This window comes from Pseudomonas sp. FH1 (genome assembly GCF_000510895.2).
In the GTDB taxonomy this organism is placed as follows: Bacteria; Pseudomonadota; Gammaproteobacteria; order Pseudomonadales; family Pseudomonadaceae; genus Aquipseudomonas; species Aquipseudomonas azotoformans_A.
Genome location: NZ_AOHM01000113.1, coordinates 1 through 20,946, shown reverse-complemented (window position 1 = coordinate 20,946; position 20,946 = coordinate 1). Strand labels below are relative to the sequence as shown.

Annotated in this window: 10 protein-coding genes; 6 read left to right on the top strand and 4 right to left on the bottom strand. The window is 65.0% G+C overall.

Annotation, left to right across the window (positions count from 1 at the left end; translation table 11 throughout):
• Positions 1-9: 9 nt before the first annotated feature.
• A complete protein-coding gene (locus H096_RS25605; RefSeq protein ID WP_028616088.1) occupies positions 10-924 on the top strand; it encodes a LysR substrate-binding domain-containing protein in 915 nt (304 codons plus the stop codon).
• Positions 925-1,000: 76 nt separating this feature from the next.
• On the opposite strand, the gene H096_RS25600 is transcribed toward H096_RS25605, so the two are convergent.
• On the bottom strand, positions 1,001-1,990 hold the full coding sequence (locus H096_RS25600; protein WP_241495545.1) for a helix-turn-helix domain-containing protein: 990 nt from the start codon (positions 1,988-1,990) through the stop codon (positions 1,001-1,003).
• A 232-nt stretch (positions 1,991-2,222) separates the two neighbouring features.
• On the opposite strand from H096_RS25600, the gene H096_RS25595 reads away from it, so the two are divergent.
• Both H096_RS25595 and H096_RS25590 read left to right on the top strand, forming a co-directional pair.
• The gene (locus H096_RS25595) at positions 2,223-4,277 is read left to right on the top strand and encodes a TonB-dependent receptor (protein WP_082461847.1); all 2,055 of its coding nucleotides are present in this window, start codon (positions 2,223-2,225) and stop codon (positions 4,275-4,277) included.
• Between the two features lie 205 nt (positions 4,278-4,482).
• Positions 4,483-4,941, top strand: coding sequence for a transposase (locus H096_RS25590; protein WP_033902136.1), 459 nt, complete (start codon positions 4,483-4,485; stop codon positions 4,939-4,941).
• A gap of 200 nt (positions 4,942-5,141) precedes the next feature.
• Here H096_RS25590 and H096_RS25585 read toward each other — a convergent pair whose 3' ends face one another.
• The 3 genes from H096_RS25585 to H096_RS25575 are packed head-to-tail and all read right to left on the bottom strand — an operon-like array spanning position 5,142 to position 11,257.
• Positions 5,142-7,289, bottom strand: coding sequence for a TonB-dependent receptor (locus H096_RS25585; protein WP_033902135.1), 2,148 nt, complete (start codon positions 7,287-7,289; stop codon positions 5,142-5,144).
• A gap of 33 nt (positions 7,290-7,322) precedes the next feature.
• On the bottom strand, positions 7,323-10,376 hold the full coding sequence (locus H096_RS25580) for a membrane protein (protein WP_033902134.1): 3,054 nt from the start codon (positions 10,374-10,376) through the stop codon (positions 7,323-7,325).
• The gene (locus H096_RS25575) at positions 10,373-11,257 is read right to left on the bottom strand and encodes an ABC transporter ATP-binding protein (protein ID WP_033902133.1); all 885 of its coding nucleotides are present in this window, start codon (positions 11,255-11,257) and stop codon (positions 10,373-10,375) included. The genes H096_RS25580 and H096_RS25575 overlap by 4 nt, the downstream gene beginning before the upstream one ends.
• A 296-nt stretch (positions 11,258-11,553) precedes the next feature.
• On the opposite strand from H096_RS25575, the gene H096_RS25570 reads away from it, so the two are divergent.
• The 3 genes from H096_RS25570 to H096_RS25565 all read left to right on the top strand — a co-directional run.
• On the top strand, positions 11,554-17,721 hold the full coding sequence (locus tag H096_RS25570; RefSeq protein WP_241495544.1) for a non-ribosomal peptide synthetase: 6,168 nt from the start codon (positions 11,554-11,556) through the stop codon (positions 17,719-17,721).
• The gene (locus tag H096_RS34615) at positions 17,703-17,972 is read left to right on the top strand and encodes a phosphopantetheine-binding protein (RefSeq protein ID WP_033902132.1); all 270 of its coding nucleotides are present in this window, start codon (positions 17,703-17,705) and stop codon (positions 17,970-17,972) included. Before H096_RS25570 ends, H096_RS34615 begins: the two co-directional genes overlap by 19 nt.
• Before the next feature lie 38 nt (positions 17,973-18,010).
• On the top strand, positions 18,011-20,946 hold a 2,936-nt coding region (locus H096_RS25565; protein ID WP_033902131.1), incomplete at its 3' end, for an amino acid adenylation domain-containing protein.

The following is a 20,946-nucleotide window of genomic DNA, read 5'->3' as shown; positions in this document are numbered from 1 at the left end:
GGACACAAGATGAACCGTAACGACCTGCGTCGTGTCGACCTTAACCTCTTGATCGTATTCGAAACCTTGATGCATGAGCGCAGCGTGACCCGTGCCGCCGAGAAATTGTTCCTCGGCCAGCCGGCCATCAGCGCAGCGTTGTCACGCCTGCGCGGGCTGTTTGATGATCCGCTGTTCGTGCGCACCGGCCGCAGCATGGAGCCATCGGCCCGGGCGGTGGAAATCTTCGCCCTGCTCTCCCCGGCCCTGGACTCCATTTCCACCGCCGTCAGCCGCGCCGCCGAGTTTGACCCGGCCACCAGCACCGCCGTGTTCCGCATCGGCCTGTCCGATGATGTTGAATTCGCGCTGCTGCCCCAACTGCTCAAACGCCTGCGTGCCGAAGCCCCTGGGATTGTGCTAGTGGTGCGTCGCGTCAACTACATCCTGATGCCGGGCCTGCTGGCTTCCGGCGAAATTTCCATCGGCGTCAGTTACACCGCCGACCTGCCCGCCAACGCCAAACGCAAAGTATTGCGCCGCAGCCTGCCAAAACTGCTGCGCGCCGACAGCGTACCGGGCTCCCTGAGCCTCGACGACTTCTGCGCCCGCCCCCATGCGCTGGTGTCGTTTGCCGGTGACTTGAGCGGGTTTATTGACGAAGAACTGGAAAAACTCGACCGCAAACGCCACGTGGTACTGGCCGTGCCGCAGTTCAACGGCTTGGGTACCTTGCTGGCAGGCACGGATATTCTGGCGACCGTGCCGGACTATGCGGCCGAGGCGCTGACCTCGGCGGGTGGCTTGCGTGCGGAGGATCCGCCGTTGCCGGTGCGCAGCTTTGAGCTGCATATGGCATGGCGTGGATCGCAGGATAATGATCCGGGAGAACGGTGGTTGCGGTCGAGAATCCAGATGTTTTTCGGCGACCCCGACAGCCTCTAGTAAATGCTTGACCTCAGCTCCATGCCGCACCCACCTGTGCGTCCAACGAAATCAGAGCGCTTAGGCACACCTTCGTTTACGACGCATTAATACCCAGTGATTTGCTCCTCCCGCCGTGCTTGAGCGTCGACGGGTTGATTCCGAACTGCTTACGAAACGCCGTCGCAAAATGACTGGCATTGGCGTAGCCCAGGTCCGAGGCGATGCGCATCACGGAGTCATCGCCGCTCATCAAGCGACTGCGTGCCTGGATCATGCGTGCTTGCTGGAATACGCCGTAGACACTGTTGAAGAACAGTTGCCGAAACCCGCGTGTCAGTTTGGGTTGGCTCAACCCGGACTCACGCGCCAACTCAGACAGGCTCGGCGCCTTGCCCAGGTCTTCAAGCAGACGCTCACGGGCACGCACCAGCCGTTGGCGGTCGGTGTTGCTGACGCGGCAGGTGCATTCGGCGTCCTGGCGTACTTCCAGGAACAAGCTCACCAGCGTAACGCTCTGCCCGTAAAGCCACAGGTTGCTGCGCGGCTGGGCCGGTGCCAGGCCAGCACCTTGGTCCATGGCGGCGCCTAGCAGGTGCGCAGTCGCGCTCATTTCGCCACTGCGGTGACCATCGAGAAAGCAATGGTCACACGCCAGTGCCTTGTTAAGCAGTGGGTCGAGTTTCAGTTCCCATTGCTCAAGCACTTCAGGACGAATCATCACGGTGATGTTATCGATCTCGCCGTGCTGGTGGTAAAGACCGTGGCGGCAACGACCAAAGCTGATGCTGCCCGCGCCCTCGTCAATCGCATAGCGCCGTTGCCGACGCCCCTCTTGAAAGCTGCACGAGGCCTTGCCCTTGAGCAGGTTGGTGAAGCTGAAATGGATGCAATCGCTGTCGTCCTGCAAGGGTAATTCTATTGGCTGATCGAAGGTGCTTTGCCACCGCACGATGTCCAGCCCGTCCTGCAGCGACACGCGGGTGACGCGACAGTGCGCCCCTGGCCCGAGGTCGCATCCATATCCTCCCGTAATGATTCGCGAGACCGGCATCGGCTCCCCTGCGCCTCCTTGAACGGCTGACATCGTAAATCTCCTGGCTGACCGGATACGGCTCGAATCAGATCACATCGGGGTGGAAGTGCGCAATTGATAATTATTAGCATCTGGCGCGCTGCACAGGCTCCGCCAAATCGCCGCTGCCACCCCGCAACGCGCGCCGATCAGAATCCTCAGTCAAGGTCCCATCATGTCTGCACGATGCAACACGACGGCTACCCGCCAATCTTGCTACAAACGTAATACTATAACAATAGCCATGAGTTTGACACTGGCCAATTCGGCGCTCGCCGCCGCCACCAGCGAGCCTGTGCAACTGCCAGCCTCGACGGTGACTGCGCGCATGGAGCAGGAAGACCCGAAGGAAGTGCCCATCAGCCTCAGCGTGATCAGCGGCGAGCAACTGCGCACCCAGCGCCTCGACACGCTGGAAAGCGCACTGCGCAACACGTCCGGGGTCAGCGTCAATTCGTCCGGGGGGCCGAATGACTTCAATGTACTGATCCGTGGCGTCGGCTCGCTGTACCAGATGTCGATGGATGACAGCTCGGTGGCGTTCAATATCGACGGTGTGCCCGTGTCGTCGCGCAGCCTCGGTTTCGGCACCCTCGACGTCGATCGTATCGAAGTGCTCAAGGGGCCTCAGGGCACGTTGTCCGGTGCAATTGGCCAGGCGGGCGCGGTGAATATCACGACGCGCCAACCTACCCGCGAACTTGAGGGTTATGTGCGTGGCGAAGTCGGCCAGGAAGGCCAATTCCTCACCGAAGGCGCCATCGGCGGGCCGATCAGCGACAGCCTCAGCGGTCGCCTGGCTGTGCGTCGTGCCGGCTATGACAGCTGGATCGACAACGACCAGACTAACCACCCCATCACCAAGCCGCGTAACGAAGCCTACCGAGGCAGCCTGCTCTGGGACCTCAACGATGACACCCATGTGTTGGTCAGCGCCGAACGCCAGAAAACCGAGCGCGCCACCAACTCGCTGGTGTTGCGCCCTTACGGCAGCGACCCCAGCCTGGACCTGACCCCAGGCCTGTTCGACGACAACTACAAGACCACCGAGCGCTATACGCTCAAGGTCGATCACGACTTCGCCAACAGCCGCCTGACCTCCACCACCGCCACCGGCACCGCCGACTTCGAAGGCCTGATCGCCTACGACAGCAAACTCATGGGCGCCCTGTACGGCACCCCCAGCGAATTCTGGGTGGTGGACAAATCCTTCGAGCGCAGCTGGAGCCAGGACCTGCACCTGAGCTCGCTGCCCGACTCCGAGGTGTTCTGGGTGGCGGGCCTCGCCGCCAGCCGCAACGAGCGCAGCTACGACACGCCGCGCAACACCTACGGCACCTCCGGCGCCAAATACCGTGACTTCACCACCACCACCTACGCCGGCTACGGTGAAGTCACCTTCCCCCTCACCGAGCGCCTGAAACTCACCACCGGCTATCGCCACTCCTGGGACCGCAAGACCTACGACGGCCAATACTTCTCCGGCAGCAGTGCGGTGCAGGATTCACGCAAGCTCACCGACGACTACGGCACCGGCCGCGTCGCCCTGAGCTACGCCCTCACGCCGCAAACCAACGTCTACGTGCAACTCGCGCGGGGTTATAAATCCGGTGGTTTCAATGACTATGCCTCGCAGGTCACCGACAGCGAGCCCTACAAGGCCGCCGTCAGCAAAGCCGCGGAACTGGGCTTCAAGAGTGAAACCGAAGACCGTCGCGGCAACCTCAACGGTGCGCTGTTCTTCACCCGCGTACACGACGATCACCTGCTCGGCTACGACGCAGCAACCTTCGCCACCAATGCCTTCAACGCCGACACCCGCACCCGTGGTGCCGAATTGGAAGGCAGTTGGCGCTTCGATTACGGCCTGACCCTGGCCGCCAGCGCCACCTACCTCGATGCCAGGATCACCAGCGGCGCGCAAGGCATCCAGGCCGGTGACGTCGCTGCCGGCAACCGCACCCCGGATGTTCCGCGCTGGAGTGGCAACTTCAACGCCAGTTGGAAACACCCGCTGGGCACCTTCGCCAGCCTCGGCGAAACCACCCTCAACACCAGCCTGAACTATCACTGGGTGGGCGAGCGCGCAGCGGACCCGCAAAACCATTTCAACCTGGACAACTACGAGAAACTCGACCTGCGCGCGGGCCTGGAAAGCAAGTTCGGCGAAGTCTATGCATTCGCCGACAACCTGCTGAACCAGACCTACGACACCTACGGTTTCTACAGTGACCCGGTGGCCTACGGTGCGCCGGCACGCCGCCGTACCTTGGGCGTGGGCTACACCTACCAGTTCTGACCCCACCCCTCACTGTAGGAGCGAGCTTGCTCGCGAAGAACGCTCAGGCACCGCATTTGTTCTGGACGCGTGCGTCAGCGTTGCCGCTCTTCGCGAGCAAGCTCGCTCCTACAGGGTTGGGACATATCTGGTACTACTGTTTAAACGGCAATAGACGCGGATGGCTCCTACCGTTTCTCTTCCATCCACAGAAGAGGACGAAGGAATGTCCACCCAGCAAAACGCACATCGCCTGCGCTTAGGTCGCTACTCCGAAAATGGCCGTATTTACCTGCTTACCGCTGTTACCCACCAACGACAACGAATCTTTCAGGATTGGCGCATCGGTCGGCTACTGGTCAGCGAATTCAGGCGAGCCCAAGTAGACGGCGAGGCAACTTCACTGGCCTGGGTCATCATGCCGGATCATTTTCACTGGCTGGTCGAGTTGCACAACGGTGATTTGCCGAGGCTGATGCGAATAACCAAATCGCGAAGTGCACGAACGATCAATGCAGTGAAGGGCTTCCATGGAGCGCTTTGGCAGAAGGGCTACTTTGATCGGGCATTGCGTCGAGAGGACGACATGAAGGCCATGGCCCGCTACATCATCGCCAATCCTTTGCGCGCTGGCCTGGTCGAGCACATCGGTCAGTACCCATTGTGGGATGCGATCTGGCTGTAGGCGCGAGCTTGCTAGCCGGACAACCTGAGATATCTCGGTGCCTGGGCGCTCTTCGCGAGCAAGCTCGCTCCTACAGTGGGTGACGGTCTCCTCCTGTAGGAGCGAGCTTGCTCGCGAAAAACGTCAACGTTAACGCGGGCAGCCTGATTACTAGCGGAGCCTGGGCAATCTTCGCGAGCAAGCTCGCGCCTACAGGTCGGTCAGAACTGGTAGCTATACCCCACGCCTGCCGAACGCCCGCGCCCCGGCATGCCAGTCAACACCTGGTCGGTGGAGTACGAGCCGTACAGGTCGTAGCGTGCATCCAGCAGGTTGTCGCCCCACAGGTAGATCTCCGAACCGCCACTCTCCAGGCCCAGGTGCAGATCCAGCTTGGCGTAGCCCTTGAGGTCGTAGTGGTTCTGCGGGTCGGCCGGGCGATTTTTCTGTACGCGGTAATTGAGCAAGGTGTTCAGGCGTGGCGCCGGCAACCCGAGCAAGGCCCCCAGGTTTTTTTGCCAGGCGACGCTGAAGTTGCCGCTCCACAGCGGCACATCCGGCACGCGGCTGCCCGCTGCCACGTCACCGCCGGACACGCCCGGCGCATCCGACGTCACCACCGCATTGGTGTAGCTCACGGCACTGCCCAAGGTCAGTTCATCGGTGACGTGCCAGGTGGTCGACAGCTCGGCGCCCTTGCTGCGGGTGTCGGCATTCACCGCGCTGACCGCCAGGGTGTTGAAGTCGTAGCCCAGCAGGTGGTCGTCCTGTACACGTGTGATGAACAACGCGCCTTCCAGGCTCAACTCGCCCCCGGGGCTTTCATGCTTGAAACCCAGCTCGGCGGAATTCACCTTGGCGGCCTTGTAGGGCTCGCTGTCCTTGATCGACGTGGCGTAGTCGTTGAACCCCGCCGATTTGTAGCCCCGTGACAGCACCGCATACACATTGGTCTGCGGCGTCAGCGCGTAGCTCAGCGCCACGCGCCCGGTGCTGTAGTTGTCCTGCAAACGCCGGCTGTCGCTGACCTGTGCGCCACCACTGGAATAATCGGCACCATAGGTCTTGCGGTCCCAGGTGTGGCGCAGGCCAGTGGTGAGCTTCCAGTCTTCGGCAATCGGGTACGTCACCTCGCCATAGGCCGCATAACTGTTGGTGCTGAAATCGCGCATCTGCTGCGCGCCATTGGTGAAGTTGTTGGAATCGAAACTGCGCTCGGAGCGCGACAAGTTGAGCCCCGTCACCCAAAACACATCGGCATCCGCCAGTGATCCCAGACGCAGGTCCTGACTCCACACGCGCTCATGGGCCGAGTCTTCGATCAGGTATTCGAACGGGGAACCATACAACGCCCGCGTGATGTTGCGATCGTAGCCTTTGACGGCATTGAAGTCGGTGCTGGTGTAGGCGCTGATCGAGGTGATGCGCGACTGCGCCAGATCGTGGTTGAGTTCGAAGGAGTAACGCTCGTTGGTCTTCTGGTTGCCATCGAAGGTACCAGGCGTGTAGTCCAGGCTCGGGCGATTGCCAAACGGACGCAACAGCTCCAGGCCCGCATAGTGCTCGGCGCGCTGGCGCTCCGCGGTCAAAAGGCCGGTGGTGCCCTGGTCGTTGTCCCACAGCAGGCTGCCGCGCAGGGCCAGGTCCCGGGGTTTGGTCAGCGGGTCGCCGTCCTGTTGGTCATCGACCCAGTTATCAAAGCCGCTGCGACGCACCGCGATACGCCCGGCCAGCGAGTCAGTCAACGGCCCGCCCACGGCGCCTTCCGTCATGAACTGGCCTTGGTTGCCGACTTCGCCACGCACATACCCCTCCAGCTCGCGCGTCGGTTTGCGGGTGGTGACGTTGATTGCGCCTGCCTCGCTGTTGCGCCCCAGCAAGGTGCCCTGCGGGCCCTTGAGCACCTCCACCTGCTGCACGTCGAGCGTCGCCAGCGCGGCATTGCGCACTGACATCGGCACGCCGTCCACATTCAACACCACCGAGCCGTCATCCATGCTCATCTGGTTCAGTGAGCCGACACCTCGGATACGCACATTGGCGTCATTGGCACCGCCCCAGGAGTTCACATCCACCCCCGGCGTGGTGCGCAGCGCATCTTCCAGGGTGCGCAGGCGCCGGGTCTCGAGGGTTTTCCCATCGATTACCGATAGGCCAAAGGGGATGTCCTTGGCACTCTCCTGACTCAGGCGCGCGCTGACCGTCAGCGGTGCCAGTTCGATGGCCTCCGTGGGGGCCTCCGGTTGATAGTCAGCGGCATAGGCCGTACACATCTGGCTGGACAAGCCCAGCGCCATGGCCTGGGTCAGGACGTTGGCCCGCCAGCCGAGGGGACGGCGCAGCGGTTGGATAAACAGTGCAGATGACATGACAACGCTCCAAAAGGCAGGGATGGTTCAAATTCATTGCGCTGGGCCCCAGCGCTCAAGCGCAGCGGCAATCGCGTCAGGATCAGGCGCGCCCAACAAGGGCTGGATCGCAGCCGGCCATCCCTGGCCGTTTCGGATGGCGGCGGTCATTGCCGTCAGTTGTTCGGGGCTTTGTTCGGCGGTCCATGCCAGGCTCGCCAGCGCTGCATAGTTGGCGGCCCAGCCATGCTCGCGGGCATCAGCCAGGGTGCCGACGGGTTCGCCGTCATTGCCCAGCGCGCGGGTCAGGTCATCGGCCATGAGTTTCACCAGTGCCGCGCGCGCCTCAGGACCGTCTACATCCGCCACACACAGCAAGCCGGTCGCGCCCGCCACGCCCTGGCTCAACCACAGGTAACCCGGCACCTGCCGCAGGTCGCTGGCGTCAATCAACACCCGGCGGGCAAGCAACTCGGCAATATGCGCACGGCGTGCCGAACGCCCGACGCCGGTCGCGGCCACGTCCCAATCCGGCGATTGGGCGAGCAACAGCTGACCGTGGCTCAAGCGGCTGTCGCCCATGCCGGTCGGCCACTGGTTCACGCCCTCCACCACCGGGCGACTGCCCAGGCGTCGCGCCACACAGGCGCTCATCAGGTCCAGGTCTTCGCGCACTTCAACAGCCGTTTGCTGGCGGCTGGCATCCGCCTTTGCCTGCAAGCTGTAGGCAAAATCCAAGGGCGCCGCGCTGTGACCGTTGAAGTCCTGTCCATCAATCTCGACCTGCCATTGCCAGTCGCCCGCCGGCGCGATGGCCTCCACGGCGACGGCGGAACCTGCCGCCAAGGTGGGCACGTCGGCTGCCAAACCGACCTCGCTGCGTTGCACCGGCGCACGCAGCAGCCGCTCGCTGTCCAGCCCCAGGCGCGGCATAACGCGGCGCGCTTGCAGCCACACACCCTGCGGCCCCAACCAGAACGCTTCGCCTTCTGACGGCCAGCCGTTGGCGCTGACCGTCCAGTTCAACTCCACAGTGCAGGCGTTCGTCGCACACGGTGCCAGAGGCACCCGCAGGTGCTCGGTCGCCTGTTCGAACGTGACCGGTTGCCCCATCACGCTCACCGCCGTCACCTGCAAGCCTGGCGGCAGCTCAGCATCCAATTGGCTGGCCAGCACGGCGTCAAGCGTCCACTGGCCCTCAACCTGACGCGCAGCAGAATCCACGCGCAGTTGCACGCGCCCGCCCGCCACCTGCCAGGCCGTTGCGCCGGGCAGCCAGCGCTGTTCCCAGGCGCCGCGTTCAACACGCTCCTCGGCCACCGATTGGTAGTCGCCCTGCTCCACCAGGTGATGGTGCAAAGCCACGCCACTGCCCAGCAGACCCAAGGCGCCCAGGGCCAATACGGCGAGCGGCAACGGCTGGCGCACGTCAGCGAAACGGCGGCGTTCGGGACCGCGAGGCAACACCAGTGCCGCCACGCCGACCATCACCGCGCAACCCGCGAGTTTCCAGCCTGCCAGGGTGCCGAGATAGGGTAACCAGGGCGCCCAGCCGGCGAGTTGCGACAACGCTACATGCGCCGGTATCCCCATCGCATAGGCGGGGTAACTGACCAGCCCCAATTCATGGTTGAGCACCAGGAAAAACGTCAGCAGCATCGACGTGGCGTACGCGAGCCCCGAACGGCGAATCAACGCGTGCACCAACACCGTCAGCGCGGCCAGCTCCAACAGCGGCGGCGCGAACACCAGCACTTGGTAGATCAGTACAAAGCCCGGCGCCAGGCTGTCGGGCGCAGCGATGGCACTGATCAGCAGGCTGGCAATGCCTGGCACCAGCGCCAAGGTCAGGGTCGCCAACAGCACACAAGCCGTGCGTCCGAACAATCGCAGCCAGGTCGGTGCGGGGGTCGCCTGCAACATCGCCCCGAGGCCTTCGACGTCATCACGCCGACACACCAAGCCCACCAGCGCCGCGATAATAAAGGCGATCACCAGGAACAACGCGCTCGACAACAGCGGCAGGGTCAGATCCGCCCGTGGCACCATCGGCCCGCGCGCATGCCACACGCCGTGGACAAAACCACTGAGCACGCCCATCACCAGCAGCAAGCCGAGCGCCACCCACCAGATCCGCCGTGCAAACAACTGGCGTACCTGCCAGCGCGCTTCATGCCACAAGGCGTGCGTCCAACGACTGGCCGTCAACGGACCCGGCAATTGCACGTCACGGCTGCGCAGCATCGGCGGTTCCGCCAGCACCGCACCGCTGCGCCGGCCCATCAGGCCCTGGCGCGTGGTGCGCGCCAACACCACGGCCAGCACCAGCAGCGGCAACACACACCACAACGCGCGGTTGAGCCAGAACCCCGGCGTCAGCGCCAGCAGCGACTGCGACTTCTGCGCGGCGCTCCAGGTTTCGACCTGGGCCTGGGCAAAGGTAAATAGCGACGGGTCCAGGCTGGCCGCCAACAGCGGGTTGATATGCCCGCCCTTGAGTACGACCACCGCAAACATCCACAGCAGCATCAATACCGTCGCCAGGGCAAAGGGCGCAGCTAGGCCACGGCTGCGCAACGCCAGCAGGTAATACAACGCACCGATCCCCGTACTCACCGGCAACAGCAAGGCGACCCAGGCAAAGGCCAACGCCGACCACACCGGCGCACCGATACTGGCCGCGGGTACCCAGCCGAGCCAGCCCAATACCGGGCTGACCAGGAAGCCGACAATCAACGCACTCGCGAGCAATCCACCCACCAGCGCCGCGCCGATAAAACGCCCCCACAGCAGCGCCGGCAGTGACAGTGGCAAGGCCAGCAGCACCTCTTCCAACTGCGCCTTGCGGTCGCGCAGGGCCGGCTGCGCAAACACCCAGGCCCAGGCAAAAAACAGGAAGAACATGCAACCGCACGACATCAGGTAAATCAGGCTCGGCGCATTGCGTGCGATGTCGCTGGCGCCCATTTTCTGCACGTAATCGGCATTCGTCAGGGACATCAGCAGGTAGCCGGTGAGGCCAAGAAACACCAACAAGGGAATGCCACTGCGCAGCCCGGCGCGGACTTCCACCCAGGCTTCACGCAACAGCAAGGCGAAGGTATTCATGCGTCCACCGCCTCGCCGGCCTGGGCCAGCGCCAGGTAATAGATGTCTTCCAGGCGCGGCGCGTGGGGGCTGAAACGCGGGTCTGCTGGACGCTCACCGTGCACGATCACGCGACTGCCTTCGGGGCTGGCCGCCACATGCAAAGCCGCGGGCAACGTTTCGCCACGGCTGAACGGCGCTTTCCACAAGCGGCCCTGTTCGGCAGCGAGCAAGTCGGCCGGGCGACCTTCGACAATAATCTGCCCGCCGGCCAACACCGCCAGGCGGCTGCACAGGTTCTCGACGTCTTCGACGATATGGGTCGAGAGCAGCACGATGGATTCGGCGGCGACATCCGCCAGCACCCGATGAAAACGGTTGCGTTCGGCCGGGTCGAGGCCCGCCGTGGGCTCATCGACGATCAGTAAGCGCGGCGAGCCCACCAGCGCCATGGCGATACCGAACCGGCGCAACATGCCGCCCGAATAGGTCGCCAACGCACGGTGGGCCGCCTGCTGCAAGTTGACCTTTTCCAGCAGGGCCTCGATTTCCTCGCGGCGCTGGCGGTTGTCGGTACGGCCCTTGAGCCAGGCAAACCGATCGAGCAAATCCCGCGCACTCACGCCGGGGTATGCACCCAGTTGCTGCGGCAGGTAACCCAGGCGGCGACGCAGATGGTCGGGGCCGCGCAGAACGTCCACGCCGTCCAGGTGAATGCTGCCGGCGTCCGGCTGCTGCAAGGTCGCCAGGGTGCGCATCAGGCTGCTCTTGCCGGCGCCGTTGGGGCCGAGCAAGCCATACATGCCGGGGCCAACACTCAGGTCAACGCCGCGCAGCGCTTCAACGCCGTTGTTGTAGCGCTTGCGCAGGCCGCGCACTTGTAAACCCGAATCGACTGACATCCGCAACTCCATGAAGAAGCCCTGCAAAAAGGGCGGCGAGCGACGGTAGTCAAGGCCGTGGGCCGGGCTCTACCCGATTCAAGTCATTTTCCAACCGCATCGCGCGGCGTATTGGCGTCATCCCCCGCAGTTGCGCCCGTGCAATCCGCACCGACCAAACGGATACGGGGCAAAAACGATTCGATCCGGGTAGTTACCAAAATGAGAATGACTAGCATCTTGCCCCATGCATTTGCCTGCCCCCAGCGCCTGGGCCAACCCCGGCCCGGGCCCTAGCGATGAGAAGACGTTGAGCCATGGCCACTCCCAGCACCTCAACCGCAACACTGCTGCGCCAATCCCTGTCCGACGCCCTTGGACTGCCCGCCGACCAGGTGCCCCTGGAGGCCAGCCTGATCGAATGGGGGCTGGATTCCGTCACCCTGATCCGTCTTGCCGGCCAATGGCGGCGCCAAGGTCTCGCCACGCGTTTCGCCGACCTGGTGGCGGACCCGCGCCTGTGTGCCTGGTTGGCCCTGCTTGATACGGCACCCACGGCCGCCGCGCCGGTCAGCACCGCTACCGATGACGGCTTGCCGTTCGAACTGGCGCCGATGCAGCACGCTTACTGGATCGGTCGCGCCCCTGGCCAAGCGCTGGGTGGCGTGGCCGCACACTTCTATAACGAGTTCGATGGCCACGACGTTGACCCGCTACGACTGGAAGCTGCCGTGCGTGCCCTGCTCGCGCGGCACCCGATGTTGCGGGCGCAGTTTCTCGATGACGGCCGCCAGCAGGTCCTCGCGCACAGCCCGTGGCCGGGGCTCACGGTGCATGACCTGCGCCAGGACAGCGCCGAACAGGTGCAACAACGGCTGGCAGCCTTGCGCGCCGAGCTGTCCCATCGAAAGTTGGCCGTAGAACAAGGCCAGGTGCTGGATATCCAGCTGTCGTTGTTGCCCGACGGCACCCGCCTGCACCTGAACCTGGACATGCTCGCCGCCGACGCCCTGAGCCTGCGCACCCTGCTCGGCGACTTGGTGCAGTTGTACCGCCAGCAGCCCCTACCCGCGCTGGACTATACCTTTGCCCGCTACCTGGCCGACCAACGCCAGGAACAGGCCAGCGTCGAGCAGCGGGATCGCCACCAACAGGCGCGCGACTATTGGTTGCAGCGCCTCGACCAATTGCCCGGTGCTCCGAGCCTGCCGATCAAGCCCCAGGGCGATGACCGCCAGGTCCGCCGTCGTCACCATTGGCTGCCGCCGTCAGAACGCCAGGCATTCGAACGCCATGCGCGGGAGCATGGGCTCACGCCGGCCATGGCGTTGGCGGCGGTGTTCAGTGAAGCCCTCGGCGCGTGGTGCGATACCCCTGAGTTGCTGCTCAACCTGCCGCTGTTCAATCGCACACCGCTGCACGCCGATGTCGATCGCCTGGTGGGGGATTTCACCTCGTCGATCCTGCTGGCCTGGGACGGCCGGGTCGCCGGCACCTTTGCCGCACGCGCCACCGCCCTGCAACGCCGCTTCCACAGCGATGTCGCGCACAGTGCGTTTTCCGGCCTGGAAGTGTTGCGCGAACTGTCCCGCCAACGCGGTGAACAAGTGCTGGCTCCCGTTGTATACACCAGCGCACTGGGCCTAGGTGAGCTGTTCGCCGAGGGTGTACAGGCCAGTTTCGGCCAGCCGGCGTGGATCATTTCCCAAGGCCCGCAGGTGTGGCTCGATGCGCAAGTCACCGAGCTGGACGGCGGCATCCTGGTCAACCTCGATGCACGTGAAGGGCTGTTCGCCGACGGTGTGCTGGATGGCATGTTCAAGGCCTATACCGACCTGTTGCAACGCCTGTGTTTTGACCCGGACGCCTGGCATCAGGCGCCGTCTGCGCTGATCCCCGCCGAGCAACTGGCCCTGCGCCAAACCGTGCAAGGCCAGCCTGCTGCCCTGCCCGTCAAGCGCCTGCATGAGGCTTTTTTTGCCCAGGCACGCCTGACGCCCACCTTGCCCGCGCTGCTGCAGGGCCACCCTCCCGTCATCAGCTATGGCGAGCTGGCCGAGCGGGCCCTGCAAGTTGCAGCGTACCTGGAAGACCAAGGTATCCAGCGCGGCGATGTCGTGGCGCTGCAACTGCCCAAGGGCCCCGAGCAAGTCATCGCGGTGCTGGGCATCCTCGCCTGCAGCGCCACATACCTGCCCATCGGCATCGACCAGCCCGACGCCCGCTGCCAGAAAATCTGCGAAAGCTCAGGTGCGCGGTTGCTGCTCAAGGCCCTGCCACCTGCGGGCCCCGCGCTGGACGCGCTCCGGCCCGGCGCGGTCAGCGACCTCGCCTACATCCTCTACACCTCCGGTTCCACTGGCGAACCCAAGGGCGTGGAAATCAGCCACCTGGCCGCCGCCAACACCGTGGACGACCTGCAACGACGCCTCCAACTGACCGCCGATGACCGCATCCTCGCGCTCTCTGCGCTGGAGTTCGACCTGTCGGTGTTCGACCTGTTTGCTGCGCTGTCCACTGGTGCGGCGGTGATTGGCATCGAGCCCGAAGCGCAGCGCGATGCCGAGCGCTGGCGTGAATTGGCCTTGCTGCACCGCGCCAGTGTGCTCAACTGCGTGCCGGCGTTGCTGGACATGTTGCTCGGTTGCGCCCCGGCCGACGCCCGCCTACCGCTGCGTGCGGTGTTGCTCGGCGGTGACAAAGTCGCCCCGGACCTGGCGCCACGGTTGTGGGCCCAGGCGCCGGGCTGTCGCTTCATGGCCTTGGGCGGCGCCACCGAAGCGGCGATCCACTCGACGCTGTTCGAAGCCCTCCCCGGCCAGCCTCTGCCTTGGCACTGCCTGCCCTACGGCAAACCGCTGGACAACGTCAGCCTGCGCATCGTCGACCACCAGGGCCATGACTGCCCGGACTGGGTGGCCGGGGAGCTGTGGATCGGTGGCGCCGGGGTAGCCGAAGGTTATCGAGGCGACCGTGTGCGCAGCGCCGAGCGCTTCGTCGACTATCAAGGCCTGCGCTGGTACCGCACCGGCGACCGGGCGCGCTACCACCCCGACGGCACTGTGGAGTTCCTCGGGCGTAGCGACTTTCAGCTCAAGCTGCACGGCTACCGCATCGAGGCCGGCGAAGTCGAACAGGCACTGCTGGCCTGCCCTGGCGTGGAGCACGCGGTCGTGTTGCTGGCCGGCCAGCAATTGGCGGCGGTGGTCCGTCTGGCGCACGGCGCCGTGCAACCTGTGCAGATCGACCCGCCGGGCCTGGCCGAGCGCCTGCCGGCGTATATGATTCCCTCGCTGATTCTCGGCTGCGCGCAGTTGCCCCTGACCGGCAACAGCAAGGTCGACCGCAAGGCCTTGCACGCGTGGCTCGCCCAGCATAGCCCAGTGCAGCAGGCCAACCTGACGGCGCCCTGCGGCGTTATCGAACAGCAGGTGGCCCGCGCCTGGCAGCAGTTGCTCGGTTGTGGCGAGGTGTGCCGCGAACACAGCTTCTTTGCCCTGGGCGGCGACTCCCTGAGCGCTACCCGCCTGGTGCGCCTGCTCGCCGAACAAGGGCTGGGCGGTGCACGCATCGCCCAGGTGTTTGCCAAGCCGGTGTTGGCGCAGTTCTGTGTGGACCTGCATCAACAGGCACAGGCCGAACCCGCACGCACCGTCGTTGCAGACCTGGCGCAACGCCACGCGCCCTTCCCGATGACTGAGGTGCAGCAGGCCTATTGGCTGGGCCGCGACCCCAGCCTCGTGCTGGGGGGTGTGAGTTGCCACTTCTACCGTGAATACGACGTCGAGGACCTTGACCTGCCGCGCCTGCAACACGCCTTGCAGCGCTTGATCGAACGCCACGAAATGCTCCGCGCTGTGTTCGACCAGAATGGCCAGGCGCGCATTCTGCAACAAGTGCCGGCCTTCGTGATCGGCCAGGGCCACGCCAGCCTGGAAGACCTGCGTGAACACTGTGCCCATCGCGTGTTCGCCCCTCACCAATGGCCGTTGTTCGATGTGCAAACGGTGACCCACGGCCGGCACACGCGCCTGGCGATCAGCCTGGACAATTTGATCCTCGATGCCTTGAGCATCCTGCGTTTCTACGCCGAACTCGATGCGTTGTACCGCGAGCCCGACATAGCGCTGGCCCCGTTGGACCTATCGTTTCGCGATTACCAATTGCAGTGCGCCCCTGCACCTGCGGAGCTGCACGCCGCGCAGCGCTTCTGGCAGGAACACCTGCCCGAATTGCCGCCCCATCCGCAGTTGCCGCTGGCCGCCGACCCCGCCAGCCTGGGCCGACCACGCTTTGAACGCCTGCAAGGGCAGATCGATGCCAGCGCCTGGCAAGCGATCCTGGCCAAGGCCCAGCAACAGGGGCTCACCGCCTCGGCGGTGCTGCTCTGCGCCTTTGCCGAAACCCTCGGTCGCTGGAGCGCACGCCCGGACCTGAGCCTCAACCTCACACTGTTCGATCGCCGCCCCGTGCACCCTCAGATCGACCAGGTCATGGGCGACTTCACATCGCTGACCCTGCTCGGGTATGTGCCCGTGGCGGGTGAGCGTTGGGTTGACCGTGCACGCCGTACGCAACAATCCCTGGGCGAGGCGTTGGAGCATCGCTGCGTGGGTTCGGTCAGCCTGCTGCGCCAGCTGGCCCGGGGCAATGGCGAGCAACAGGTGAGCATGCCGGTGGTGTTCACCAGCGCCCTGGGCGTGCCGGATGGCACGGCGGCGCCGGTGGACGGCCCGTTTGCCCACCAGGTGTTCGGCCTGACACAAACCCCGCAAGTGTGGCTCGACCACCAGGTCGTCGAAGCCAACGGTGGTATTGCCCTTAACTGGGACCGTGTGGTCGGCCTGTTTCCCGAAGGTCTGGTTGAAGCGATGTTCGACGCTTACTTGCAGAGCCTCAACTGGTTGGCGGAGCACGCCTGGGACAGCGCGCCACCCGACCTGCTGCCCCAGGCCCAGGCGCAGCGACGCGCCCAGCTCAACGCCCCGGTCGACTGCGTGCCGGGCGACCCGACGCTGCACCAGGGCTTCTTTGAACAGGCGCGCCAGACGCCGCAGCGCCCGGCCCTGTTATGGGGCGAACACGGCACGCTGAAGTACAGCGAACTGGCCGACCGCGCGCTGCGTATCGCCCACAGTCTGATGGACGCAGGTGTCGCACCCGGCGACCTGGTGGCCGTGTCCCTGGCCAAGGGGCCGCAGCAGGTCGCCTGTGTGCTGGGCATTCTGGCGGCCGGCGCCGCCTACCTGCCGGTGGGTGTCGATCAGCCGTTGCAGCGCTGCCAGCGCATCCTGCAACAGGCCGGCGTGACCCTGATACTCGCCGAGCACGACCCTCACCTGCCCGGCGTCAAGCACCTCAAGCCCTCCACCGCGTTGAAGGCCGAACCGCTGGCGGCGCCACGGCCGCTCGCGGCGGGTGAATTGGCCTATGTGATCTACACCTCCGGCTCCACCGGCCAGCCCAAGGGCGTGGAAATCACCCACCGCGCGGCGATGAATACCGTGGCCGAGATCAACCGCTGTTATGGCGTCCAAGCCAGCGACCGGGGCCTGGCCCTGTCGGCGCTGGACTTCGACTTGTCGGTGTACGACCTGTTCGGCCTGCTTTCGGTGGGCGGCGCCCTGGTGCTGATCGACGAAGACCAGCGCCGCGATGCCCGCGCCTGGCTCAAGGCATTGCGACAGCACCGCGTGACCCTGTGGAACAGCGTGCCGGCGCTGCTCGACATGCTGCTGGAAGCCAACGTACAAGACCGCCAGCCTCTGGACCTGAGGGTCGCACTGCTGTCCGGCGACTGGATCGGCCTTGATCTGCCGCAACGCCTGCAAGAGCAGGCCTCCGGTTGCCGTTTTATCGCCCTCGGCGGCGCGACCGAAGCGGCGATCTGGTCGAATCACTTTGAAGTACGCCAGGCCATGCCGGGCTGGCGTTCGATCCCCTACGGCGTGCCGCTGGCCAACCAGGCCTACCGGGTGGTCGATGCCCTGGGCCGTGACTGTCCGGATTGGGTCACGGGGGAACTGTGGATCGGCGGTGCCGGCGTCGCGCGTGGTTATCGCCACGCGCCGCAGCTGAATGCCGAGCGCTTTGTCGACGGTTGGTACCGTACCGGAGACCTTGGCCGCTACCACCCCGATGGCCTGCTGGAGTTTCTCGGGCGCGCCGACAGCCAAGTGAAGATCCGTGGCCATCGCATCGAACTGGGCGAAATCGAAGCCGCCCTGGCGCGTCACCCCTGTGTGAACAGCGCCGTAGCGCTGGTCGCCGACCACCGACTGATGGCCGCCGTTACGGCCAGCACCTGCGCCGAGGTGCTCGCACAGCATCTGGAGCAGTGCCTGCCTGCGTACATGCGCCCGGAACAGATCCTGGTGCTGGAACGCCTGCCCTTGAGCAGCAATGGCAAGGTCGACCGCCGTGCGCTGCTCGCCCCTTTGAGCGCCGCAGCCCAGCCACGGGAGCGGTGGATGAGCAACCGCTGAGCGCAGGCGAACAGGTGATCGCCGAGCTCTGGCAGCACTTGCTCAAGGTGCAGAGCATCTCGCGCCACGACAACTTTTTCCGCCTGGGCGGCGACAGCCTACTGGCCACGCGTTTTCTCGAAATGCTGCGCAGCCGTCTCGGTGTGGAACTGCCCATGGGCCAGTTGTTCGGCGCCGCCAGCCTGTTGGAAGTGGCGCAAACCCTCGAACGCCTGCCCACCCCGCACACCGTTGAAGAAGGCGTTATCTGATGCCTGCGCAACCCCCCTTTTTTCCAGGAGCTGTCCCCATGCCCGCCGCCAAACTGCTAAGCGAACTCAAGTCCCTGGGCGTCGAACTCTGGCCCCAGGATGGCCAACTGAAATTCCGCGCGCCCCAGGGCCTGCTCGACACCGAACGCATGGCGCAACTACGCGAACACAAGCAACAGATCCTGCACCTGCTGGAGACACAGGAACGCCCGCTCGTGCAGGCCGATCCGGCGCAGCACCACACGCCCTTCCCCCTCACCGATGTGCAGAATGCCTACCTGCTGGGCCGCCAATCGTCCTTCGGCTACGGCAATGTCGCCTGCCATGGCTACCTGGAACTGAGCTGGCCAACCCTGGACCCGCAGCAGGTGGAACAGGCCTGGAACCGCCTGATCGCCCGCCACGACATGCTGCGCGCGGTGATCGCCAGCGAAGGTTCGCAGCGTGTGCTGCCCGACGTCGACCACTATCCTCTGGCCATCGCCGATCTGCGTGGCGCCACCCGCGAGCAGCACCAGCACGCGGTGCAACAGATTCGCCAGGCCATGGAGCAGAAGCTTTACCCCACCGAGGTCTGGCCGCTGTTCGAACTGCGTATGAGCCGCAGCGACAACGGCGACACGCTGCACTTTTCCATGGATTCCTTGATCGCGGACTGGGCCAGCGCGCAGCTGCTGTTCAATGAGCTGGAACTGTTGCTGCAGGATCCTCAGGCAGCCTTACCTGCCCTGGACATCACCTTCCGCGACTACCTGCTGGCCGAGCGCAGTTTGCTCGAAGGCAGCCGCCACCAACGTGACCGTGACTACTGGCTGGCCCGCATCGACGCATTGCCCGCCGCCCCACAACTGCCGGCGCCGCTGAGCGGCGAAGACACCCGCGTACCCCGTTTCCAACGGCACTCGGCGCAGCTTGAGCCGCAGCCATGGGCCACCCTGAAAAGCGCTGCCAGCGAACGCGGTCTTACCCCATCCATCGTGGTGCTGGCGGCCTACGTCGCCACGTTGCAACGCTGGAGCCAGCAGCCCGCCTTCAGCCTCAACCTGACATTGCTCAACCGTCTGCCACTGCACCCGCAAGTGGATCGCCTGGTGGGCGACTTCACCTCGGTCAGCCTGTTGCAGGTCAACGATCCCGAAGGGCTGGACTTCACCGCCCAGGCACGCCAGTTGGGCAGCCAATTGTTTGCCGATCTGGAGCACCGGCTATTTTCCGGCATCCAGGTCATGCGCGAAATCGGTCGGCGTCGTGGGCGTGAAGCGGCGGCCATGCCGGTGGTCTTCACCAGCGCCATCGGCCTGGGGATCGAGGCACCGCCGGCCAGTCAACGCCGGGTGGGCCACGGCATCACCCAGACGCCGCAAGTCACCCTCGATTGCCAGGTGATGGATGACGCCAACGGCCTGCACATCCATTGGGACGTGCGCCAAGGCGTATTCCCCGACGGCCTGGTGGACGACATGCAACAGGCCTTTGTCGCCGAGTTGCAGTTGCTCGCCCTCGATCCGGCCGCCTGGGAACATCCGGTGCACGTGCCGCTGCCGGCCTGGCAACAGCGTGAACGCCTGGCGGCGAATGCCACCGCCGCCCCGTTGCCCACCGGTCGCCTGCACGACGGCCTGCTGGCCATGGCTTGGGAACATCCTCACGCACTGGCGGTGATCGATGCCAGCGGCAGCCTGACCTACGCCGCCCTTGCCGAACGCGCACTGGCCGTGGCCGCCACCCTGCGTGAGGTCGGATGCGACGCGCAGGAACCCGTGGCGATCCTGATGCCCAAGGGCCTCGACCAAGTGGTGGCGGCCTACGGCGTGTTGCTCGCCGGCGCGGCCTACCTGCCCCTGGACAGCAACGCTCCGGCCGCACGCCGCGACCGCGTCCTGCCAAGTGCCAAGGTGCGGCATGTGCTGGGGCATTCCCTGGCACAGCCAAACACGCCGTTGCCCGAAACATTGCAATGGCACGCCGTAGACCGGTTGCCCTCGGCGGGCGCGGATTTCGAGCTGATCGAGGGCGGCCCCGATGACCTCGCCTACGTGATCTACACCTCCGGTTCCACCGGCGAACCCAAGGGCGTGATGATCAGCCATCGCGCCGCGCTCAATACCGTGCAAGACATCAACCGACGCTTCGACGTCAACGCCGATGACCGCGTACTGGGCCTGGCGCAGTTGAGTTTCGACCTGTCGGTGTATGACCTGTTCGGGCCCCTAGCGGTGGGCGCAACCCTGGTGCTGCCCGACCCGGCACGTGGCGCCGACCCGTCGCACTGGGCTGAACTGGTACAGCGCCATCAGGTCACGCTGTGGAACTCAGTGCCGGCACAACTGCACATGCTCGCCGACTACCTGCACGCCGAACCTCGCCCACTGGACAGCCTGCGCCTGGCCTTGCTGTCCGGTGACTGGATCGCGCTGAACCTGCCACCGCAACTCCAGGCGTTGTTGCCCGACCTGAAACTGGTAGGCCTGGGCGGCGCCACCGAAGCCTCGATCTGGTCAAACCTGCACCCTATCGGCGCCATCGACCCGACGTGGCGCAGCATTCCCTACGGCCTGCCGCTGGCCAACCAGGGCTTTCGGGTACTCGACAGCCACTGGCGTGATGCGCCGACCTGGGTGCCGGGCGACTTGTATATCACCGGTGTCGGTCTGGCCCAGGGCTACCTGGGCGATCCGGCATTGAGCGACTCACGCTTCTTTGCTCACCCGCTCGACGGCCAGCGTCTGTACCGCACCGGTGACCGTGGCCGCTATTTGCCGGGGGGTGAGCTGGAATTCCTGGGCCGTGAAGACGGCCAGGTGAAAATTCGCGGGCATCGGGTGGAACTGGGTGAGGTCGAGGCCGCACTGCTCGCCACCCCTGGCGTGGACAGTGCGGTCAGCCTGGTCAGTGGCGACCTGTTGGCGTTTGTCGCGGCCGCACGCGCCGAACCCGAGCCGCTGCCAGGCGCGCCGTTGCTTACGGCGGTCAA

Excerpts from the sequence above, each read along its gene's own strand:
- H096_RS25585 (WP_033902135.1), bottom strand. The coding sequence starts at position 7,289 with ATGTCATCTGCACTGTTTATCCAACCGCTGCGCCGTCCCCTCGGCTGG.
- H096_RS25590 (WP_033902136.1), top strand. The coding sequence starts at position 4,483 with ATGTCCACCCAGCAAAACGCACATCGCCTGCGCTTAGGTCGCTACTCC.
- H096_RS25595 (WP_082461847.1), top strand. The coding sequence starts at position 2,223 with ATGAGTTTGACACTGGCCAATTCGGCGCTCGCCGCCGCCACCAGCGAG.
- H096_RS25580 (WP_033902134.1), bottom strand. The coding sequence starts at position 10,376 with ATGAATACCTTCGCCTTGCTGTTGCGTGAAGCCTGGGTGGAAGTCCGC.
- H096_RS25605 (WP_028616088.1), top strand. The coding sequence starts at position 10 with ATGAACCGTAACGACCTGCGTCGTGTCGACCTTAACCTCTTGATCGTA.
- H096_RS25600 (WP_241495545.1), bottom strand. The coding sequence starts at position 1,990 with ATGTCAGCCGTTCAAGGAGGCGCAGGGGAGCCGATGCCGGTCTCGCGA.
- H096_RS25575 (WP_033902133.1), bottom strand. The coding sequence starts at position 11,257 with ATGTCAGTCGATTCGGGTTTACAAGTGCGCGGCCTGCGCAAGCGCTAC.
- H096_RS25570 (WP_241495544.1), top strand. The coding sequence starts at position 11,554 with ATGGCCACTCCCAGCACCTCAACCGCAACACTGCTGCGCCAATCCCTG.